Annotated in this window: 23 protein-coding genes; 16 read left to right on the top strand and 7 right to left on the bottom strand. The window is 66.3% G+C overall.

The window, feature by feature from the left end:
• Positions 1–24: 24 nt before the first annotated feature.
• The gene (locus ON19_RS23215) at positions 25–1,794 is read right to left on the bottom strand and encodes a DEAD/DEAH box helicase (RefSeq protein ID WP_043696807.1); all 1,770 of its coding nucleotides are present in this window, start codon (positions 1,792–1,794) and stop codon (positions 25–27) included.
• A gap of 408 nt (positions 1,795–2,202) precedes the next feature.
• On the opposite strand from ON19_RS23215, the gene ON19_RS23210 reads away from it, so the two are divergent.
• The 3 genes from ON19_RS23210 to ON19_RS23200 are packed head-to-tail and all read left to right on the top strand — an operon-like array spanning position 2,203 to position 4,901.
• Positions 2,203–3,060, top strand: a complete 858-nt coding sequence (locus ON19_RS23210) for an SCO6745 family protein (RefSeq protein WP_043696721.1) — start codon at positions 2,203–2,205, stop codon at positions 3,058–3,060.
• Positions 3,061–3,116: 56 nt separating this feature from the next.
• Positions 3,117–4,172, top strand: a complete 1,056-nt coding sequence (locus tag ON19_RS23205; protein ID WP_043696718.1) for an alpha/beta hydrolase — start codon at positions 3,117–3,119, stop codon at positions 4,170–4,172.
• A gap of 27 nt (positions 4,173–4,199) precedes the next feature.
• On the top strand, positions 4,200–4,901 hold the full coding sequence (locus tag ON19_RS23200) for a ferritin-like fold-containing protein (protein WP_043696715.1): 702 nt from the start codon (positions 4,200–4,202) through the stop codon (positions 4,899–4,901).
• A 12-nt stretch (positions 4,902–4,913) separates the two neighbouring features.
• On the opposite strand, the gene ON19_RS23195 is transcribed toward ON19_RS23200, so the two are convergent.
• The gene (locus ON19_RS23195) at positions 4,914–5,750 is read right to left on the bottom strand and encodes a helix-turn-helix domain-containing protein (RefSeq protein WP_043696711.1); all 837 of its coding nucleotides are present in this window, start codon (positions 5,748–5,750) and stop codon (positions 4,914–4,916) included.
• Positions 5,751–5,852: 102 nt separating this feature from the next.
• Here ON19_RS23195 and ON19_RS23190 point away from each other — a divergent pair, with 102 nt between their 5' ends.
• Both ON19_RS23190 and ON19_RS23185 read left to right on the top strand, forming a co-directional pair.
• Positions 5,853–6,392 (top strand): YceI family protein, encoded by a 540-nt coding sequence (locus ON19_RS23190; protein WP_043696707.1) that lies wholly within the window; start codon positions 5,853–5,855, stop codon positions 6,390–6,392.
• A gap of 66 nt (positions 6,393–6,458) precedes the next feature.
• Positions 6,459–6,686 (top strand): DUF3107 domain-containing protein, encoded by a 228-nt coding sequence (locus tag ON19_RS23185; protein ID WP_043696705.1) that lies wholly within the window; start codon positions 6,459–6,461, stop codon positions 6,684–6,686.
• A 79-nt stretch (positions 6,687–6,765) separates the two neighbouring features.
• Here the strand turns inward: ON19_RS23185 and fasR are convergent, their stop codons facing one another.
• On the bottom strand, positions 6,766–7,431 hold the full coding sequence (gene fasR / locus ON19_RS23180; RefSeq protein WP_043696701.1) for an HTH-type transcriptional activator FasR: 666 nt from the start codon (positions 7,429–7,431) through the stop codon (positions 6,766–6,768).
• 282 nt (positions 7,432–7,713) lie between these two features.
• Between fasR and ON19_RS23175 the strand changes: the two genes are divergently transcribed.
• From ON19_RS23175 to ON19_RS23160, 4 genes are all read left to right on the top strand, one after another.
• Complete coding sequence (locus ON19_RS23175) at positions 7,714–8,886, top strand: DUF3152 domain-containing protein (RefSeq protein ID WP_086006691.1); 1,173 nt, start codon at positions 7,714–7,716, stop codon at positions 8,884–8,886.
• A 154-nt stretch (positions 8,887–9,040) separates the two neighbouring features.
• On the top strand, positions 9,041–10,225 hold the full coding sequence (moeZ, locus tag ON19_RS23170) for an adenylyltransferase/sulfurtransferase MoeZ (RefSeq protein ID WP_043696697.1): 1,185 nt from the start codon (positions 9,041–9,043) through the stop codon (positions 10,223–10,225).
• 85 nt (positions 10,226–10,310) lie between these two features.
• Complete coding sequence (locus ON19_RS23165; RefSeq protein WP_043696695.1) at positions 10,311–11,162, top strand: TIGR02569 family protein; 852 nt, start codon at positions 10,311–10,313, stop codon at positions 11,160–11,162.
• Positions 11,163–11,430: 268 nt separating this feature from the next.
• A complete protein-coding gene (locus ON19_RS23160) occupies positions 11,431–12,600 on the top strand; it encodes a C40 family peptidase (RefSeq protein WP_169334208.1) in 1,170 nt (389 codons plus the stop codon).
• Positions 12,601–12,639: 39 nt separating this feature from the next.
• Here the strand turns inward: ON19_RS23160 and ON19_RS23155 are convergent, their stop codons facing one another.
• The 3 genes from ON19_RS23155 to ON19_RS42170 all read right to left on the bottom strand — a co-directional run bounded on the left by ON19_RS23155 (position 12,640) and on the right by ON19_RS42170 (position 14,108).
• Positions 12,640–13,182, bottom strand: a complete 543-nt coding sequence (locus tag ON19_RS23155; RefSeq protein ID WP_157229811.1) for a hypothetical protein — start codon at positions 13,180–13,182, stop codon at positions 12,640–12,642.
• Positions 13,183–13,335: 153 nt separating this feature from the next.
• On the bottom strand, positions 13,336–13,665 hold the full coding sequence (locus tag ON19_RS23150) for a hypothetical protein (protein WP_157229810.1): 330 nt from the start codon (positions 13,663–13,665) through the stop codon (positions 13,336–13,338).
• Positions 13,666–13,670: 5 nt separating this feature from the next.
• On the bottom strand, positions 13,671–14,108 hold the full coding sequence (locus ON19_RS42170; protein ID WP_157229809.1) for a hypothetical protein: 438 nt from the start codon (positions 14,106–14,108) through the stop codon (positions 13,671–13,673).
• A gap of 162 nt (positions 14,109–14,270) precedes the next feature.
• Between ON19_RS42170 and ON19_RS23140 the strand changes: the two genes are divergently transcribed.
• On the top strand, positions 14,271–15,146 hold the full coding sequence (locus tag ON19_RS23140) for a helix-turn-helix domain-containing protein (RefSeq protein ID WP_043696676.1): 876 nt from the start codon (positions 14,271–14,273) through the stop codon (positions 15,144–15,146).
• The gene (locus ON19_RS23135; protein ID WP_043696673.1) at positions 15,143–15,358 is read left to right on the top strand and encodes a DUF397 domain-containing protein; all 216 of its coding nucleotides are present in this window, start codon (positions 15,143–15,145) and stop codon (positions 15,356–15,358) included. Before ON19_RS23140 ends, ON19_RS23135 begins: the two co-directional genes overlap by 4 nt.
• A gap of 111 nt (positions 15,359–15,469) precedes the next feature.
• On the opposite strand, the gene ON19_RS23130 is transcribed toward ON19_RS23135, so the two are convergent.
• The gene (locus ON19_RS23130; RefSeq protein WP_043696670.1) at positions 15,470–15,889 is read right to left on the bottom strand and encodes a hypothetical protein; all 420 of its coding nucleotides are present in this window, start codon (positions 15,887–15,889) and stop codon (positions 15,470–15,472) included.
• A 241-nt stretch (positions 15,890–16,130) separates the two neighbouring features.
• Here ON19_RS23130 and ON19_RS40610 point away from each other — a divergent pair, with 241 nt between their 5' ends.
• From ON19_RS40610 to ON19_RS23110, 5 genes are all read left to right on the top strand, one after another.
• A complete protein-coding gene (locus tag ON19_RS40610) occupies positions 16,131–16,646 on the top strand; it encodes a DUF3558 domain-containing protein (RefSeq protein WP_086006696.1) in 516 nt (171 codons plus the stop codon).
• Between the two features lie 37 nt (positions 16,647–16,683).
• Positions 16,684–17,067, top strand: coding sequence for a hypothetical protein (locus tag ON19_RS42165; RefSeq protein ID WP_157229808.1), 384 nt, complete (start codon positions 16,684–16,686; stop codon positions 17,065–17,067).
• 68 nt (positions 17,068–17,135) lie between these two features.
• Positions 17,136–17,855: a hypothetical protein gene (locus ON19_RS23120; protein ID WP_043696664.1), complete on the top strand. Its 720-nt coding sequence runs from the start codon at positions 17,136–17,138 to the stop codon at positions 17,853–17,855.
• A complete protein-coding gene (locus ON19_RS39115) occupies positions 17,852–18,157 on the top strand; it encodes a hypothetical protein (protein WP_051169204.1) in 306 nt (101 codons plus the stop codon). The genes ON19_RS23120 and ON19_RS39115 overlap by 4 nt, the downstream gene beginning before the upstream one ends.
• 15 nt (positions 18,158–18,172) lie before the next feature.
• Positions 18,173–18,967: a hypothetical protein gene (locus tag ON19_RS23110; protein ID WP_157229807.1), complete on the top strand. Its 795-nt coding sequence runs from the start codon at positions 18,173–18,175 to the stop codon at positions 18,965–18,967.
• Positions 18,968–18,986 lie beyond the last annotated feature (19 nt).

Below are 18,986 nucleotides of genomic sequence, written 5' to 3'. Positions count from 1 at the left end.
TGCGAGACTAGCCGATCCGGCCGATCAGGCCGACGCGGCGGCCGCGGGCTCCGCCTCGCTCCCGGTGTCCTCGGTCGCGGTGTCGCCCTCGTCGGAACGCCTGCGCCTGCGCCTGCGGCGCGCGGGCCGCTCGGTGCTGCCGGTTTCGTCCGAGGCGCCGGTTTCCTCCGCGACGACGTCGTCGTCCGAGGCCTCGGTGCTCGACTCGTCGCCGGCGGTGTTGTCGGTCGCGTCGCCGGTCGGCTTGCGCCGCCTGCGCCTGCGGCGGGCGGGCTTGTCGGTCCCGTCGGCCTCGTCTGCGGCCTGCTCCGGAGACGAGGCCTCCGCACCCGCGGGCGCGTCGGTGTCGGCCGCGTCGGCGACGTTCGGTGTGTCGTCGATCGGCTGACCGCCGCGGGTACGCCTGCGGTTGCGCTTGCGCGGGGCGCGGGCGGGGCGTTCGACCACGACCGCCTCGGGGTCCCGTTCCGGCTTGGTCTTGCGGATCACACCGGTCACGCCCTCGGGAATGCCGAGTTCCGCGTACAGGTGCGGCGAGCGCGAGTACGTCTCGACCGGCTCGGGGATGCCGAGTCCGAGTGCTTTGTCGATCGACGACCAGCGGTTGAGCTCGTCCCAGTCGATCAGCGTCACCGCGACGCCGGTGCGTCCGGCCCGGCCGGTACGCCCGATCCGGTGCACGTAGGTCTTCTCGTCCTCCGGGCACTGGTAGTTGATGACGTGCGTGACGTCGTCGATGTCGATGCCACGCGCCGCGACGTCGGTCGCGACCAGCACGTCGATGGCGCCCTTGCGGAACTTGGTCAGCGCCTTCTCCCGGGCGATCTGCCCCAGGTCGCCGTGCACCGCGCCGACCGAGAACCCGCGCTCGGCCAGATCGTCGGCCACCTTCTGCGCCGTGCGCTTGGTACGCGTGAAGATCATCGTGGCGCCCCGGCTCTCGGCCTGCAGGATGCGCGCGATCAGCTCGCTCTTGTCCAGCGCGTGAGCGCGGTAGACGAACTGCGCGGTGCGGTCGTGCACCGCGGAATCGTGCGGTTCCTCGGCCCGGATATGGGTGGGGCGGGTCAGGAAGGTGCGCGCCAAGGTGATGATCGGCCCGGGCATGGTCGCGGAGAACAGCATGGTCTGGCGCTTGTCCGGGACCATGCCGAGGATACGCTCGATGTCCGGCAGGAAGCCCAGATCCAGCATCTCGTCGGCCTCGTCCAGCACGAGCACGCCGATCTTGCCGAGGATCAAGTGCTGCTGGTCGGCGAGGTCCAGTAGTCGGCCGGGTGTGCCGACCACCACGTCGACACCCGACCGCAGCGCTGCGATCTGCGCCTCGTAGGGGCGGCCGCCGTAGATGGACGCCACGCGCAGCGGGCCCTGGTGGTTGGTCAGGTACTTGCTCGCGTTCTCCAGATCCTTGGTGACCTGGATGCACAGCTCGCGCGTCGGCACGATGATCAGCGCTCGCGGCGTGCCGTCCAGCGGTGTGGTGCCGGTATCCGCGGTCGCGATCCGGTGCAGCAGCGGCACCCCGAATCCGAAGGTTTTACCCATACCGGTGCGGGCCTGACCGATGAGATCCTCACCGGCGAGCGCCAGCGGGAGGGTCAGTTCTTGAATGGCGAAAGTACGTTCGATTCCGATCTCACCGAGTGCGCGGACGATTTCCGCGCGCACGCCCAATTCGGCGAAAGTCGGGGCGGTGTGTGTCGCGTCCAGTTCGGCCGTCAACAGGGTCTCCGCCAGACCTGGTTCCTGATCGACTGTGATCTTGCTCAGGGTTCGTGCCTTCCTCGTAATCACGTCCCGCGCGCACGAGGTGGGGCGGACCGGGCGGTCCACGACAACCACGACTCCGCAGGCGATACTCCACCCGGCCACGCTCCGGATGCCGGGCGCCTGCCGCGAAAAGCGGCGGCTACCTCGCAAAACATCGGCGCGGCGCACTGGTGACGCGGATCTGGTGCGCGCACATTTTCTTGTCCAACGAAAACTTCGCACTCGGACCGGTCGGCGGTCGTGGCGGCGTCCCCGCGGTGTGCGTGAGCGCGACGTCCGGCAACTCTGTCGAGCGAAACTTTTCGTTGTCCGAGGAGATTGTAGCGTGATATTGTGCGTCGCTCGAATTGCCACTGCGGCGCGCTATGGAAAATCCGCCGGATCGCGGTGATCTTTCGCCACGCCGACCGTCGACGTACGCTGCGCCACATGGGAATTCATCCGGCGCGGCAAATCTGGGCGACGCTCGAACCGCTACACGATGTCGTCTATTTCGGAACCGGCGTCAAGGAGGCGGGCGTCGGGATCGGCTTGCGCGGCTACTGGCAGACCTACTTCGCTTTTCGCGCCGCGCCGCTGGGTGCGGTGACGCCCGCGACGGTGCTGGCGACCTTCGCCGGATTTCACCCCGACATGGTGCACCGGGCGCTGCCGGAGGCGTGGGAGCGGGCGACGCCGCAACGCTGCCTGGCCGCCCGGCTCGACCTGGCCACCGGACTGCTGCGCGGCGTCGGCGCGGGTGACGCGGTGTGCGCCCGCGCGGTCGAGTTGCTCGCGCCGGTCCAGCGTGCGGCCGATCGGACCGGGCGGGCGCTGTTCGCGGCCAACGCGGCCCTGCCGCTGCCCGCCGATCCGGTGGCCGCGCTCTGGCAGTTGACCACGTCGCTGCGCGAGCATCGGGGCGACGGTCATGTCGCGGCCTTGATCACCCACGGCCTGAGCGGACGTCAGGCGCTCGTCGCGCAGGTGGCCGCGGGCAAGGCGCCGGAATCGGTGATGCGGCCCGCGCGCGGGGTGTCGGAAGTGGAGTGGGCGGACGCCTTCGACGAGTTGCGCGCCCGGGGTGTGGTCAAGGGAGAGCCGGTCACGCCGACGCTCACCAGTAGCGGCGCGCACCTGCTGGCCGCGGTGGAGGCGCAGACCGATGAAGCCGCGTGGACCGGAGCGCTCGCGGTGCTGTCGGCCGACGCGATCACCGAGTTGACCACGTCGCTCGCGCCGCTGGTGCGCGGCGTGCAGGAGGCGGTGGTGCCGCCGCTCAATCCGGTCGGCATGGGGCCCAGGTAGCGAGGTCGGGGAGTTGCCTGTTACCGACGGTACCGGCATATGAGACTCTTTTTGCTGTGAGCCTTGCCGACACTGTCACCATCGCCGCACGCAACGCGTGGGCACTGACCTTCGGCTCCGGCATCGAGGCGCCGGACCCGACTCCCGCGACGGTTCTGTGGGACCAGCCGCACCGGCAACTGCGGCGATTCGAACGAGCGGACGGCGATCTGGTGGAGGCGGATTCGGCCGTCCTGCTGGTCCCGCCGCTCGCCGCGCCCGCCACCTGTTTCGACCTGCGGCCCGACCAGAGCCTGGCGCGTTTCCTGCTGGAGATCGGCCGCAGCCCGTACGTCATCGACTACGGCGAGATCACCTTCGCCGACCGCCGCATGGGCTTCGAGGACTGGATCGACGACATCCTGCCCGAGGCGGTGCTGCGCACCAGTGCCGATCGTGACGGACAGCCGGTCGATCTGGTCGGCTGGTCCCTCGGCGGCACGCTTTCCCTGCTGACCGCGGCAGCGCACCCCGAGCTGCCCATCCGGTCGATCACGGCCGTCGGCTCGCCGCTGGACTACGACCGGATGACCGGCGTTCCGCAGCTGCGCGCCGTCGCGAAACTCACCGGCGGCCGGGCCACGTCCACCGTCATCCGGGCAGCCGGTGGCGTTCCTGCGACACTGACTCGAATCGGCTACAAGGTCACCGCCTGGGATCGCGAACTGACCCGGCCGCGGTTCGTCGCGAGCAATATCGCGCGCACCGAGGCGCTGGCGAAGATGGAGACGATCGATCGGTTCATGGCCGAGATGCCCGGCTATCCGGGGCGTTTCTACGGTCAGCTGTGGGGGCGGTTCATTCTGCACAACGACATCGGTCGCGGTGTCGTTGCGCTGGGCGGGCGCCGGATCGAGTTGGCGAAGGTGACCGCGCCGGTCCTACTGATCGGCGGGCCGTCGGACGTGATCACCCCGGCTCCCGCCGTCGAGGCGGGTGCCCGCGTGCTCACCGGAGCGGCGACGGTCCGCTATGAATCCGCGCCGGGCAGCCACCTGGGCATCCTGGCCGCCCCGACCGCGCGTGACACGACATGGAGTTATCTCGAGAAGTTCCTGGCCGAAACCGCGTGAACCGCGGTGAGTATTACGCTGGGCCGCATGGGAGCACAGTCACCTGCCGCGTTAGGTGTTTCGTCGACCGACCCAGCGAGCCTCTCCATCCCCGCGAGCCATCCCGGCGTGACCGATCTGTTCGCGGTACTCGCCTACGGCGAGATCTCCGCGTTCTATCGGCTGGCCGAGGAGGCCAAGCTGTCACCGAACTTGCGGGGCAAGGTGGCGGTCGCGAAGATGGCCGCGGCGGAGATGGAGCATTTCAAGACGCTCGAGTCCGCGCTCGCCGCCCGCGGCTCCGATGTGTTCGACGCCATGGCGCCGTTCGTGCGCGCGTTGGACGACTACCACACCTCCACCGACCCTTCCACGTGGCTGGAGTCGATGGTGAAGTTCTACGTCGGTGACGGCATCGCCGCCGACTTCTACACCGAGATCGCGGGTGCGCTGACCCCCGACGTCGCCGCGGTGGTCCGCGACGTGCTCGCCGAGACCCGCCACTCGGAGTTCGTCGTCGAGGAGGTGCGCCGGGCGGTCACCGAGAGCCGCTCGGAACGTGACCGGCTCACCCTGTGGGGCAGGCGGTTGCTCGGGGAGGCGCTCACGCAGGCCCAGTACGTCATGGCGCAGCGCGACGAACTCACCGATCTGGTGCTCACCGCCACCGGCGACCTCAACGGCATCGCGGCGCTGTTCGAGCGGATGCAGGACAGTCACGCCGAGCGGATGGCGGTACTCGGCATCTGAGTCCGAGCGCGGCTACTCGTTCGCCGCGCGGTTGGCCACCAGCCGCAATCCGGGCGCATGGGTGCTCGCCCGGTCGACCAGCCAGACGACCACGCTCTGATCGCGGTCGGCCTCCAGGGTCTCGAACGGTACTTCGACCATGCCGTGCACGGGATGGTCCAGGCGCAGCGTCCCGGAGCCCGCGGCGTCCATTCGATGCGGTTTCCAGCGCTGCGCGAAATCCGGGAGTTCGCGCAGCGCCTCGATCGTCTCCAGCAGCGTGTCGTCGCCCGGCCAGTGCATTTTGGCGCAGCCGAGCGCGGCGGTGAAGGCGTCGGCGGCCTGCTCCCAGTTGAGCAGGACGCGCCGCGCGGCGGGATGCATGAACGTGTACCAGGCGAGATTCGGCTGATCGGGCCCGTCCAGCAGCCCCAGCGGAGCGACGAAATCGGCCCACGCCTTGTTCCAGCCCAGCACGTTGAGCCTGCGACCGACCACGAACGCCGGCGTCGGGTGCAGGGCGTGCAGGATCGTCTCGATCGTCGGGGCGAGGCGCTCCTCGGCGGATTCCTTACCTGGGCAGCGGGATTCGTTGCCGGAGGCGAGTGCGAGCATGCTGAAGTAGCGGCGGTCGTCGCCGCGCAGCAGCAGCGCGTCGGCCAAGGCGTCGATCACCGCGACCGACGGGTTGGTGTCGCGCCCCTGCTCCAGCCGGGCCAGGTAGTCGGCGCTCACTCCCGCGCGGACGGCGACTTCTTCCCGGCGCAGACCGGGCGTCCTGCGGCGTCCGCCCTCGGGCATGCCGACATCCGACGGCCGCAGCTCGGCGCGCCGCGCGATGAGGAATTCGGCGAATCCGTTACGAGCCATACGTCCCATCGTGCCCGGTCCGGGGACGGTTATCCGCGCCCTGTCAGGTCCAGGATAACGGCGGTCTGGCTAACGGACCGTGGTCCGGTCATTGTCGGAGGCATGACTTCTACTTCGGAATCCACCACGCTGAAATCCGGATCGTGGGCGCTGGACGCCGCGCACTCCTCGGTCGCCTTCTCCATTCGCCATCTCGGCATCTCCAAGGTGCGTGGCGGGTTCAACCGTTTCGAGACCGAATTCGTCGTCGACGAAGCGGGCGCGGCCACCATCGGCGCCACGATCTACCTCGACTCGTTCGACACCGGCAACGCGGACCGCGACGCGCACATCCGCACCGCCGACTTCCTCGACGTCGCCAATCGCCCGACGCTCACCTTCCGCGCCACCAGCCCGGTGCTCGTCGCGGAGACCTTCGAGGTCGAAGGCGAAGCCACCCTCGGCACGATCACCAAGCCGGTCACCCTGGCGGTCGAGTGGGGCGGCGTGCAGGACTTCGGCCCGACCGGCGACCGGCACGCGGGCTTCTCCGCCACCGGCACCATCAAGCGCACCGACTTCGGCGTCGGCGGCTCCCTCCCCGGCATGCTCAGCGACACCGTGAAGATCGAACTGGAGATCCAGCTCATCGAGCCCAAGTGACCGCCACCGGCGGCCCCCACTAGCCTGGACTCGACAGCACAGGACTCTCAGGTTCGGAGGTTGGCCGTGGAGGTCAAGATCGGTATTTCGGATAGCCCGCGCGAGCTGGTGATCAACAGCGCGCAGACCCAGGAAGAGGTCGAGGCGCTGGTGTCCGGTGCGTTCGGCGGTGACGGTGGGGTCTTGTCGCTCTCCGACGAGAAGGGCCGCAAGTTCCTGATCCAGGCGGCGAAGGTCGCCTACGTCGAGATCGGCTCGACCACCGGCGGTCGCGTCGGTTTCGCCGCCGTCTGATCCCGGCCCCGGCCACATACGCGGCGAGCCCCTGCCCCCGATCGCTCGGGGACAGGGGCTCGTTCGTCGTCGTACCCGTTCAGTCGATCGGGTGCAGCGGGACGTGCTTCAGGCCGCCCCAGGCGAGCGAGACGGTGGTGTCGACCGCCTCCTCCTTCGGGATCGGCCGATCGGCCTCCAGCCAGTACCGCGCGGTGAACTGGCTCGCGCCGACCAGGCCGACTGCCAGGATGCGGGCTCGGTAGGGGTCCAAGCCCGAGTCGTGCGCCACCAGGTCGAACACCGCGTCCACGCACGCCTCGGTGGCCTGCTCGACCCGGCGCTGCACCTGCGGCTCGCTGGTCAGGTCGGACTCGAAGACGAGGCGGAAACCCTGCATCTCGTGGTCGACGAAATCGAAGTACGCCTGCACCGCCGCGCGCACGCGCTGCTTGTTGCTGGTGGTGGAGCGCAGCGCCTGACGGACGCTGGACACGAGAATGTCGACGTAGTTCTGCAGCACCGCGAGATACAGCTCCAGCTTGCTGCTGAAGTGCTGATACAGCACAGGTTTGCTCACACCCGCGCATTGCGAGATCTCGTCCATGCCCGCGGCGTGGTAGCCCCGCTGCACGAAGACTTCGCTTGCCGCCGCGAGTAGCTGTTGACGTCGCTCGTCGCGCGGAAGCCGGGTACCGCGTTTGGCGGGTGCCATGGCCTCGGACGACGATCTACGGGACGTCATCCGGTCCACGAGGTCAGTCATTTCGGCTCTCCCAGTCGATTCCCCGGCAAAAGGGGTGTGCACCGGGTTATCCCATGAACGATACCCGGTTGTTGCCCGCCCGCGGATCGGGGCCGGGCAACTGATGCCACCCGCAGAGCATTGTCGCACCGACGGCGCCGTCCGGTGTGCCCGTGAGTGGGGATCCGCCGCTGTGAGACTCTGATGCACGTGACCGACCGCCCGGACAGACCACCCGGCGGGCGGCGTGGTGCGCGCAGCCCGGCTGGCTCCGGCGCGCCCGGTTCCGTAGGGTCGGACCACATGGCGAGAACCTGGCCAGAGGCGCGATCCGATGGTGCGGCTCGGACCGGCGCAGCCAAGCGGTCCGGGGCAGGCGGCGGGTCACCCGGTCGCGGGACGAGTAAGCGCGAGCGGGTCGAAGCGTCCGAAGATACTGCGCCACCGGCCGTTTCGGATCAGAAGCCCGAGCGGGACGGTGTGGAGGTCTACGACCCGCTCGGTCTCTATTCGCACAAGGCCGACCGGTCGCATCAACCGCTACGCGCTCGCTGGGATCCCACCGCGCCGGCCGAGGGCAGAGCCAGGGGGCGCCCCGAGCGGGACGCCAAGAAGCAGAGCGCGCTCGGCAGATTCGTCTCGACCTACGGCTGGCGGGCATACGCCCTGCCCGTACTGGTCGTCATCACCGTCTTGGTCGTCGTCGACGCGATCCGCGCGACCGACCCCAGCAGCGTCGTGGGCCCGGACCCGGGGCTCGGGCGACTCAGTTCCGCCACCGCCACCGCGGGCGTCATCGGCGCTCCGCCCGGTGACGGGCACTTTCCCACCGATCTCCCCGCCGGGGCACTGCCCGAAGGCGGCGCTTTCGCCGAGACCGGCGGTGGCGCCTGGCACGTAGTGCCCGGCACCACCGCCCAGGTCGGCACTGGGACCGGCACGGTCTTCCGCTACACCGTGGAGATCGAGAACGGCTTGGACACCTCCGGCCTCGGCGGTGACGAGGCCGTCGCCAAGATGATCGACTCCACCCTCGCCAATCCGAAGAGCTGGGTGCACGACCCCAGGTTCGCGTTCCGCAGGGTCGACCAGGGCGACGCGGACTTCCGCATCTCGCTCACCTCACGCGGCTCCAGCCGCAAGGAATGCGGCTTCGACATCCCGATCGACACGTCCTGCTACAACGCCGCCAGCCGCCGCGTGGTGCTCTCCGAGGTCCGCTGGGTGCGCGGCGCGCTCGCCTTCGAAGGCGACATCGGGTCCTACCGGCAGTATCTGATCAATCACGAGGTCGGCCACGCAATCGGCTACCACCAGCATCAGGCGTGCGAGACCGAGGGCGGGCTGGCGCCGGTGATGATGCAGCAGACCTTCGGCACCGAGAACAACGACATCGCCGCCCTCGATCCGCACGGCGTGGTCCCGATGGACGGCAAGCACTGCCGGTTCAACCCCTGGCCCTACCCGCGCGGGTAGGGGTGTCGACAGGGCGGTTGTCCCGGTGCGTCCGTGATACGGAACGATGGCAGGGAAGAACGGCCCGGTCGTCGGTGTTGCAGAAGTGAGCAGCCCGAGAAGGGCGCGCCACACCGCCGCAGCGATCGGCCAAGCGATTCGAGGAGTCCTGGACGTGTCATCACCCAAGTCCCTGCCGCCACTTGTCGAGCCGGCCGCGGAGCTGACCAGGGATGAGGTAGCCCGCTACAGCCGACACCTGATCATCCCCGATCTCGGCGTGGACGGACAGAAACGTCTGAAGAACGCCAAGGTGCTGGTGATCGGGGCCGGTGGCCTCGGCTCGCCCGCCCTGCTGTACCTGGCCGCCGCGGGCGTCGGCACGCTCGGCATCGTCGAGTTCGACGAGGTCGACGCCTCCAACCTGCAGCGTCAGATCATCCACGGGGAATCCGACATCGGCCGCCCGAAGGCCGACAGCGCGCGCGACTCGATCCTGGATATCAACTCCGGCATCGATGTCCGGCTGCACAAGATCCGGTTGGAACCGGAGAACGCGGTCGAGCTGTTTCGCGAGTACGACCTGATCGTCGACGGCACCGACAACTTCGCCACCCGCTACCTGGTCAACGACGCCGCGGTGCTCGCGGGCAAGCCGTACGTCTGGGGCTCGATCTACCGCTTCGAGGGCCAGGTCTCGGTGTTCTGGGAGGACGCCCCGGACGGGCGCGGCATCAACTACCGCGACCTGTACCCGGAGGCCCCGCCGCCCGGCATGGTCCCGTCCTGCGCCGAGGGCGGCGTGCTCGGCGTACTGTGCGCGTCCATCGGTTCGGTGATGGTCACCGAGGCGATCAAGCTGATCACCGGCATCGGCGAGCCGCTGCTGGGCCGGCTGATGGTGTACGACGCACTGGACATGAACTACCGCACCATCAAGCTGCGCCGCGATCCGGAGCGTCAGCCGATCACCGAGCTGATCGACTACGAGGCGTTCTGCGGCGTGGTGTCCGACGAGGGCCAGGCGGCCGCGGCCGGGTCCACCATCACCGCGCGCGAGCTCGAGGAGCTGCTGGCGTCGGGCAAGCAGATCGAGCTGATCGACGTGCGCGAGCCGGTCGAGTGGGACATCGTGCACATCGAGGGCGCCAGGTTGATCCCGAAGGATCGCATCCTGTCCGGCGAGGCACTGGCCGAGCTGCCGCAGAACCGCCCGATCGTGCTGCACTGCAAGACCGGCGTGCGTTCGGCCGAGGCCCTGGCCGCGCTCAAACGCGCGGGCTTCTCCGACGCCACCCACCTGCAAGGCGGCGTGATCGCCTGGGCCAACCAGGTGGACAAGTCGCTGCCGGTGTACTGAGAGACGCGGGCGCGGCCGAACCGACACCGCCGCGAACACGGCGCGCCGGAGGCGCGCCGAATCAGACACGACGTACCGTACGGCCGTGACTTCTGTGGAACCTCCCGAGCACGTGCGTGCCACGTTCGGTCTGCGCGAAGTGACCCCGGTTTCGCTCGGCGACTGGGAAGGCGGCTGGCGCTTCGGTGACGTGGTGCTCAGTCCGGTCGCCGACCACGCGCGCGCCGCGTGGTCGGCGAAGACCCGGGAGACGTTGAAGGTGGACGGCCTGCGCCTGGCCCGTCCGGTGCGGGCGACCGACGGCCGCTACGTGGTGTCCGGCTGGCGTGCGGACACTTACTTGGACGGCGCTCCCGAACCGCGGCACGACGAGGTGGTCTCCGTTTCGCTGCGCCTGCACCAGGCGACGGCGAATCTGGAGCGGCCGCGTTTCCTCGCGCAGCCACCGGTGGTGCCGTGGGTGGACATCGATGTGTTCGTCGCCGCCGATCGCGCCGCGTGGGAGCCGGTGCCGTTGCGCAGCCTGCGCGCGGGTGGCGCGGCCCTGTCGACCTCCCCGGACGGGCGGCGCAGCCTGGAACTGATCGGTCAACTGGCCACCCTCCGCAAACCCGTGCAGACGCCGCCGCAGCTGGTGCACGGCGACCTGTTCGGCACCGTCTTGTTCGCGGGTGGGCAGATCCCCGGTCTCACCGACATCACCCCGTACTGGCGGCCTGCGCCCTGGGCGGCGGGCGTGATCGTGGTGGACGCGCTGGCCTGGGGCGGCGCGGACGACGGGTTGATCGAACGCTGGGCCGACCTCCCGGAGTGGCCGCAGATGTTGTTGCGCGCGGTCATGTTCCGGCTCGCTGTGCACGCGCTGCACCCGCGGTCCACCCCTCAGGCGTTCCCCGGCCTGGCCCGCACGGCGGACATGGTGCGCCTGACCCTCTGAGTCTGCGCGGTACAGGTTTTCGCGGAGCCCGACGCGGCAGGCGCTGCCACCGGCGGCCTTGCGCGCTGCGCGGGCAACGCGTCGGAGTGAGTCCGCTCGCTCGACCGCGGAGGAGTGACCCGAGTTGCCAATGTCGGGAATGCCCGATACTCGCGGTAGTGCATGTGTGCCGCATGCGCCAGCAGACTCTCGCCGAGAGAGGTTACGGAATGTTGTTTGTTGTCCCGCGGATGTCGGCCGTGTGGACCGCGCCGGGTGGAGGGCAGGCATGACGACCCTCGCGGATATAGATCTAGAAGATCTTCCGCATCCGAAGTATGCCAGCGGAGGTCTCAATGCTGTCGTGGACGCCGCGAACGCGTACATGCAGAATGCGGTGGTGCTGTTCGCCTCCGGTTGGGACGGCGGACAGCCGGACATGATCGCTTGGCTGGCAGAACAGAAACTGCTGAGCGCGGACGGCCGGGAGCTCACCAAGGACGGCGCCCAGACACTCGATCCGGGATCGTCGGTGCTGACCGACAAATACGACGACAAGCGCGGTGCGATCCTGGACAAGGCGTCGCAACTGCGAGCACAGAACAGCGGTGTGAACGAACGCGCCATCGCGAGCTTCGACACCTCGAACAAGGCGTTCCAGGATGTCAAAGGGATCGTGGCCGGGCTCGAAGCCGAGCTGAGTCGCGAACCTGGGGAGCACCAGCTGACCCGTCTGCCCGATGGCAACCTGCACCTCACCCCCGCCGAAGAGAACCGGTTGTTGCAACTGATCTTGGAGGCCGTGGACCGTGTGCACAGCACGATCGAGGACGCGGACAGCGGCATGCGAAGAGACGCGGGCAATATCTACGAGATGATGCCGGATCTGCCGCGCAACCCCTATGGCAATGCGCCCGATGCCGGGTCTCTGGCTCCGTGGGCGCCGACCGCGAGCAATGCCACTTGGACCCGCGGTACCGGGACCCGGGACGACATCCTCGCGAAGGCGCAGGAACAACTGGCGCTCGGTGTCACCGAAAGGGGCGGCAACAATGTCCCGATGTTCCGCGGCCCGGATGGCAAGTGGTACAAGGCCCCCTACAACATCAATGACGCGTGGTGCGCGGCTTTCTCCACCTGGACGTGGGAGCAGGCCGGTTACAACGTGGACTGGACGAACCCGAACTACGTGCCCTCCATCTGGAACGACGCCAAGCACATGGGGTTGGCGGGGAATATCGCGAGTGCCAGGGAAGGGGACATGATCATCTTCGATTGGGAAGGTGACGGAACTCCCGACCATGTGGGAATCGTGAAGTCCGTGGATCCCAGCACCGGCCGGATCACCACCATCGAAGGCAATTCCAGTGATCGGTTGCAATCCAACACCTATGACAGAAACGCGGGATCGCTTGTCGGTGTGGTCAGGCCGCCGTCCAACGACACCGCGAGGGTCTGACGGTTCCCCGCGGCATCGGATCATCCGGGACCGGAGGCTTCAGTGCGACCGTAGCCGAGCTATGGCGGCGCGGTTCGCGTGCGGATCGAGCGTTATCGCCGCCGCCCACACGTGCGCTGCGACGGCGCGCTGGTCGAAGAGCGTGATCCAGGTGTCGATCGATCGGCGGGTGTCCTTCACCCAAGTGGGCGTCGCTCCGAGTTCGGGCAGGTGGATGTAGGTCAGGGACGTGTAGGCGCGTCCTCGGGCGTCGAAGATCGTTGCCGCGCACATTGGGTCGGCTGTCGCGCGTTCGCTCATGCGGCCCGCTGCCGCGGCCTGTATCGCGTCCCGGGGGACGCCCTCGGCTCCGGTGAACATCTCGCCCACCGTCAGGTAGGCGAGCCCGAACCCCCACATACGTCCAGCGAATCTCCGGATCAGCCATTCGGCCGAATCCAGGACGGGGGAGCGTTCGGCGTGAGGATCGAGAACTATCGGGGTGTGGGCCGCGTCCTGCGCGGCGGAGTTTTCGGTGCGGGCGAATCCCCAGAAGTGAATGGTGCCGGAATCGGCGGCGTCTGCGCGGCGTTCGGCCATCATCGCCGTGAGTATCGCGTCGATCGTCGCACGCGGTGGGTATCGGATGGTGGAGTCGGTCGGCTTCCGCGACTCGTGCCGCGGTCGATTGGGTCGCTTGGACATTTCTCTCTTCGGTTGTCGCCCTGGACACGCCGTGGATGCGGTCAGGTGAATTCACTCGTGCGGCGATCGAGGCGGGGCGGAGAGATCCGTGGTACGTGCCCCGCCCGCGGGCAGCAGCACCTCCCAGAACTGGGCGCGCACCGCGTCCCATAGCCGGAAGTGGCGTGGGAACCATTCGCGAACCTGCGCCAGATCCGGAAGGGCGCGCTCGTCGAACGCCACGAAACCGTTCTGTCCCAGAGGAATCGGCACAATATCGCCGTTGTTGCGCAGCCGGTAGGCGGGTGTGGGATCGGCGGCGTCGCGTAAGAAGACGATTTCGATGCGACTGCCCACTACCCGCCAGCCGGCCTGTACGGCTCCGATCGTGGTTCGATGCAAGCGCTTCACCCCCGCAGCGGTTCCGTTGACCCCGTCAGCGCCGAAAGTCCCTCCAGTACTTTCTGAAGCGTGGGCACATCGAGATCGTGGTGGGCGATATCGGGCTCGTCATATGACGGGAACCGCATGCCACGCGCGGCGGCGCGTTCACGGTGGGTCACCGCCTGCGGCGTCAGCCGTCCCGTGGACACCAGCGTGCGGTATGCCGCCGCCTTCCACGCGCACCGCTCGATTCGGCAGGTCAGGTGAACTTGCATCTGCTCGTGGGCAAGTCGCACGTCGGCGTGACGGCAGGGCAGGACGAGCAGAGCATCCGTCGTTCCGCAACACCCGTGACTGCTCGACCGGGTGTCGCTACTCGCCGGGACGCTCCCGCGCGTATTGCGTTTCGCTGCTGCACATTTCGTTACTAACTCGAGTTCTGTTCCGTGTTCCTCGGCCATGTGCATATGCTGCGGAGCGTGCCCACGAGGGGAGGCTCGAAACGGCCGGAGCCGAGCAACCGGTGCGTCTGCTCTGAACGTCTCCCGAGTTGGGCGCATGTCGATTCTCGCCGTGGGAAAAAGCAGGTCACACCGTGGGAAAGCAGGGGAGGACACAGCGGAATGGTGGGTACCAAGTCGGACATCAGCCGGACGACGCTGCCGCGTCGCCAGCTGGGCCGCGCACTGCGCGACGCGCGCCAGGCCAACGGCTACACCCTCGAGCAGGTAGCCGAAGTCCTGGAGATCAGTCGATCCTCGTTGGGGCGGCTGGAGCTGGGGCAGAACGAGAAGGTGAAGGTTCGGGATATCGAGTTCATCTGTCAGTACTACGGGCTACCGGAAGAACGGACCGAATATCTGAAATCGCTCGCCGAGCAGACGCGTATGAAGCCCTGGTGGGAGGACTTCCGGGATCTGGTACGACCCGGGTTCAACACATATCTGCAATTGGAGGGCGTGGCTACCGGGTTCCACGTCTACCAGTCACTGGTAGTACCAGGGCTGCTGCAAACTGCGGACTACGCGGGAGTAGTCACTGCGGCTCCCCCGCCCAACACGCCTGAGGAAGTGGAGCAGCGTGTCGCACTCCGGATGAGAAGGCAGACGATCCTGACGCGCCGACACAAGCCGTTGCCCGCCGAATTTTTGCTGCACGAGACGGTGTTGCGCACTGTTGTCGGATCTGACCGCGACATGTCCTGCCAGCTTCGCCATCTGGCCGACATAGGGACGCGCGACAACGTGTCGATTCGCGTCGTTCCGTTCAGTGCGGGGTTCCCAGCCGGTTTGGCGATACCGCCCTACATCATCCTCGACTTCCCGCGTGACGAGCCATCTGTTGTTTATACCGAAGGAGCGATAGGAACAATGATTTTCGAGGAACCCGCTGATGTACAGCGGTATCGAGGCTTCCACGAAGACCTGCGGCGGGGCGCACTCGGAGAACAAGCATCACGAGATCTGCTGAGGAACCTAGCGTGGAGGTACCAGCAGTGACCGCAGAGAAGTTCGGCGTCCACTGGTTCAAGTCGCGGCACAGTGGCGACGGCGAATCTTGTGTGGAAGTTGCGTGGCTCGATGCAGATCGGGTCGGCGTCCGCGATTCGAAGAACCCGACCGGCCCGGCGTTGATCTTCACGCCGGGCCAATGGGACGCCTTCACCGCGTGCGTCATGGATGGCGGCTTCGACCTACATTCTGATCTGTGAAATCGCGGTAGCCGACAGACGGCCCGGACTCCGGACTTCACGGCCGAGGCCGGGTTGAGCCGCCTCGGCACCACGGAATTCACGCGGACCGCGCCTCACGGGACGTCTAGCTCACCGACGGCTGAGCCAGACTGATGCCAGCGGGTACGGGGCGATGATCGGGGTTCCGGCGATGTTCACCGTTCCGGTCCAGAGCCCCTGGCGGGGGTCGATGTCACGCAGGTCGAGCCCGAAGGGCACGTAGTCGAACATCACGTAGGTCTCGTCCGGGCCGACCGGTGTCTGATGCCCGCCCCGGCTCGAGGTCCCACAGACCAGCACCACCGACCGGCCATCCGGAAAGACTTGCAGGTCGCAGTTCTCGATAGGCGACCCAACGATATTGGAGGGGCCACGTCCGATGTGATAGGTCCCAGCCGGGATAACGCCGTTGCGCGGAAACTCGGGATCACCAGCCGAGGCAACGGCGGGAGCAACAGAGACTGCGGCGGCGACGAGCGCCGCACCGGCCGCGATCTTGCCGAACTTCATGATTACAGCTCCTTCGATCATCCGACGAACTCAGTCGTATGTCCTAGCCCTCGTTCAGTTCGTTACCGCACTGCCACCCTAGCCGCGCCCCCAAACCTTCCACAGCACAACGCATAAGCCCCACCTACCACCGAACAGCGACCCGGCCGTCTCCAGACGGATACCCCCACCTCTTCTGCTAGTGTTGGCGCACCTGAGTCGTCGTCACAGGGTCGAGAGGGTGGGGATGAGTCACCGAATCATGTTGACGCTGCTCGTCGGTGCATTGGCGACCGGAGCCGTCGGATGTGGGGACACCACGAACGGATCGCCCACAACGGGTTCCAGCACCACCGCGGCACAGACTCTGTTCAACCCGTGCACGGGGATTCCCGATGAAGTGTTGCGGGCGGCAGGTGTTGAACCGAAAACCGAGGAAGCCGGTATCGCCGGTGTACCTCAGTCCGGCTGGGAAATCTGCGGTTGGGATGGGCCCCAGTACTTCATCACAGTGTTTTCGACGGGTCGTAGTGTGGCGGAGTTCGAGCGCAAACCCGGAAATATCGAGTTCCAAGATGTCACGGTTGCGGGCCGTCAAGGTCGACAGTTCCGAGTCGCGGGCGCATCGAAGAACCTTGGTTGCGACGTACTGTTTCCTGCCTCGCAGGGAGTCGTGCAACTTAGGATCCTGAACCGGGCTGGCGTGGACGGTCTCGAAGACCCGTGCACGGTTCTATACCGGGTTGGCACGTCAATTGTCCCTGCATTTCCGCGGTGACCAGGGGGAGGTTACGTCTTGACCAGGGAGGGATTACATGGGTGAGAACGACGCGGATTTGTGGAGCCGCCTTGCAGGCCAGGCGCGCGCGGGCGAACTATACCTAGATGACGAGAAAGCTGCATACGACTGTGCGAAGGCCTGTGATCAGCGCCTTTTGGATCTGCAGCAGATCGCTCGCTCAACCTTTGACGCCCAAAATGTCTCCGGCTTCGGTGATTTTGCCATGGCGGACCGGCTCGTTGGCAAGTTCCTCAGGCAGGCCACTGGCGATCCGAATTCGATCGATCAGATCATCCTCGAACACATCGAGACCGTGAAGAACATGCGCGAGGTCATGGCGATCTCCTTCAAGCGCATCACCGGGCAGGACATCGAGAACGCGACCCAGATCGCGAGTACCACCGATCAGGTGGGCTGATGAGCAGCCGCGGTCAGCGGTGGAGTATCCCTTGAATCCGAAATCTAACTCGAGTCACCGGGATTATTATGAACGACGAACTACTTGATGAAATAGCTCGGTTCCACGCCTACACCAAGGCAATTGCCGGTTTGATGCAGGAGGTTCTCGCCGCTGCACCGGGCCAAACCACCGGTCGTGACAGCACGGGAGCGGCCGAGGCCACCCTCACCGAGACAGGCGAACTGGTCGACCTTGTCATTTCCGACAATTGGTCGCGGCACGTCGACCGAGGTGAGATCGGCCGAGCTGTGCTCAACGCGGTCAAAGATGCCGAGCAGCAACGTTTCGAGTCAGCGATGACCATCGCGGTCGACAACGGAACGATCGATCGACTCGAAGCACTCGACATGAACGAGGTCGTGCCGACGAGATTCGATCCACCGGAACCATCACGATACCCCACAGTCGACACTCCGCAGTTGGTAGAGGAGACTCTCCAAGCCGTAAGCAGCCAAATCGACACAGCTCCCGAGGAATTCGTTGGAACGGCCGAAACGGAAGATGACCTCTATACATCGGTCACCCTGAGCCGGAGCGGTATCGTCGACTGCGTCGTCCGTATCCCGTGGGGGATGGACGCCGGAGGCGGCACGATCGCCTGGGCTGTCAAACAAGCCTACGATGAAGCGCACTCCCTGCTCGCCACCGGAACGGACAGTTCGACAGACACATTCAGCATGCTGATGAACGATGCCATCCAGGCCCTTACCTCGATGCAGAACCAATCGCCGAGGGGGAAAAGGTGAGTGCAGAACAATTCCGGGTGGCCGTCGACTCACTGCGCGCTGACGCGGGCGTCTGGAATCGGGGCTCGGCCACGATGTCGGATCTGAGGGGAAAGATAGACGCGCTGACTTTCAATCGTCTTCAGGCCGGATTGTTTCAGCTCGTCGTCAATGCCAACGACGAACTCGTGACCAAAATGTCCGACCGATCAGCCGAGGCATCTCAGCGTTTCACCGAGATAGCCGACACCCTCCGCTTCTGCGCTGACACGTACGAGGCCGAGGATGCCGCAGGCAAGCATAGAATCGACAACCTCTGGTGATGGACAGGGTTAACAATGACTTTTGATGTCGCATCGTACGACTCGGTGGTACGCGAGCTTGAAAGATTTTTGAAAACGATCGATAGTTCGATCAAGGTCGATGTTCCGCATGCCGAAAGCGCGGCACTCGATCTTCCTTATGCCCGTCTGATTCCGCCAGTCCAACGGGCGGTCAAAGTATGCGCAGACAAGATCGTCGAGGTGTGCAGATGGATCTGGGAAAAGATTTACGAGATTATACAAGGAATTCGAGCGCCGTATGAAATGTACTTGCGCAGCAACGAGTGGGCGACCGTACGCAATGCTGTGACGAGTATCCAGGGCGAGATCGACCCCAACAACCTCCAAGCCAACCGGAGTTGGAAAGGTGCGGCACAGCTTTCGTACCTCAAGACGAATACGTCACAGAGCGCTGCTGCCGGAAAGATGGGAGACGTCTCCGACAAGGCCAGAAGTGCGATGATGGAATGTGCCGTCGGAGGCCTTGCCTTCTATAGTGGGATTCTGGTTATCTGTGGAAGTTTCCTGCTCGGCCTGGCCAGGGCGATCGGGGAATTGGCGAGCGGCGTCGGCGCGCCGATCAGCATTGCTGATATCGCTGCAACATCGGGTTTGTCCGCGGCACAGCTATGGGCTGCGGTCGCGGCGGTTACCAGCTTTATCGGACTGCAGGCAAAAGCATTCAGCGAACTGAACTCTGCGCTCTCCGACAACAGCACCTTCCCTGGGGGATGGCCGGACTCGCAGGCGTCGACATTCGCTGACGCATCAGTAGAGGGGGATGGCGAATCCAAGTGGCGGCTGAGCTGAACGAGGCCAGACGTAGGCG

Origin of the sequence: Nocardia abscessus NBRC 100374, from assembly GCF_000308455.1 — a bacterium.
Taxonomy (GTDB): Bacteria; Actinomycetota; Actinomycetes; order Mycobacteriales; family Mycobacteriaceae; genus Nocardia; species Nocardia abscessus.
This window is presented reverse-complemented; position numbering and strand designations above follow the sequence as displayed.

What these genes read in the sequence shown, in the direction of transcription:
- ON19_RS23210 (WP_043696721.1), top strand. Translation starts at nt 2,203, where the DNA reads ATGGGAATTCATCCGGCGCGGCAAATCTGGGCGACGCTCGAACCGCTA.
- ON19_RS23200 (WP_043696715.1), top strand. Translation starts at nt 4,200, where the DNA reads ATGGGAGCACAGTCACCTGCCGCGTTAGGTGTTTCGTCGACCGACCCA.
- ON19_RS23195 (WP_043696711.1), bottom strand. Translation starts at nt 5,750, where the DNA reads ATGGCTCGTAACGGATTCGCCGAATTCCTCATCGCGCGGCGCGCCGAG.
- ON19_RS23190 (WP_043696707.1), top strand. Translation starts at nt 5,853, where the DNA reads ATGACTTCTACTTCGGAATCCACCACGCTGAAATCCGGATCGTGGGCG.
- fasR (WP_043696701.1), bottom strand. Translation starts at nt 7,431, where the DNA reads ATGACTGACCTCGTGGACCGGATGACGTCCCGTAGATCGTCGTCCGAG.
- ON19_RS23175 (WP_086006691.1), top strand. Translation starts at nt 7,714, where the DNA reads ATGGCGAGAACCTGGCCAGAGGCGCGATCCGATGGTGCGGCTCGGACC.
- ON19_RS23160 (WP_169334208.1), top strand. Translation starts at nt 11,431, where the DNA reads ATGACGACCCTCGCGGATATAGATCTAGAAGATCTTCCGCATCCGAAG.
- ON19_RS23155 (WP_157229811.1), bottom strand. Translation starts at nt 13,182, where the DNA reads ATGATGGCCGAACGCCGCGCAGACGCCGCCGATTCCGGCACCATTCAC.
- ON19_RS42170 (WP_157229809.1), bottom strand. Translation starts at nt 14,108, where the DNA reads ATGGCCGAGGAACACGGAACAGAACTCGAGTTAGTAACGAAATGTGCA.
- ON19_RS23140 (WP_043696676.1), top strand. Translation starts at nt 14,271, where the DNA reads ATGGTGGGTACCAAGTCGGACATCAGCCGGACGACGCTGCCGCGTCGC.
- ON19_RS23130 (WP_043696670.1), bottom strand. Translation starts at nt 15,889, where the DNA reads ATGAAGTTCGGCAAGATCGCGGCCGGTGCGGCGCTCGTCGCCGCCGCA.
- ON19_RS40610 (WP_086006696.1), top strand. Translation starts at nt 16,131, where the DNA reads ATGTTGACGCTGCTCGTCGGTGCATTGGCGACCGGAGCCGTCGGATGT.
- ON19_RS42165 (WP_157229808.1), top strand. Translation starts at nt 16,684, where the DNA reads ATGGGTGAGAACGACGCGGATTTGTGGAGCCGCCTTGCAGGCCAGGCG.
- ON19_RS23120 (WP_043696664.1), top strand. Translation starts at nt 17,136, where the DNA reads ATGAACGACGAACTACTTGATGAAATAGCTCGGTTCCACGCCTACACC.
- ON19_RS23110 (WP_157229807.1), top strand. Translation starts at nt 18,173, where the DNA reads ATGACTTTTGATGTCGCATCGTACGACTCGGTGGTACGCGAGCTTGAA.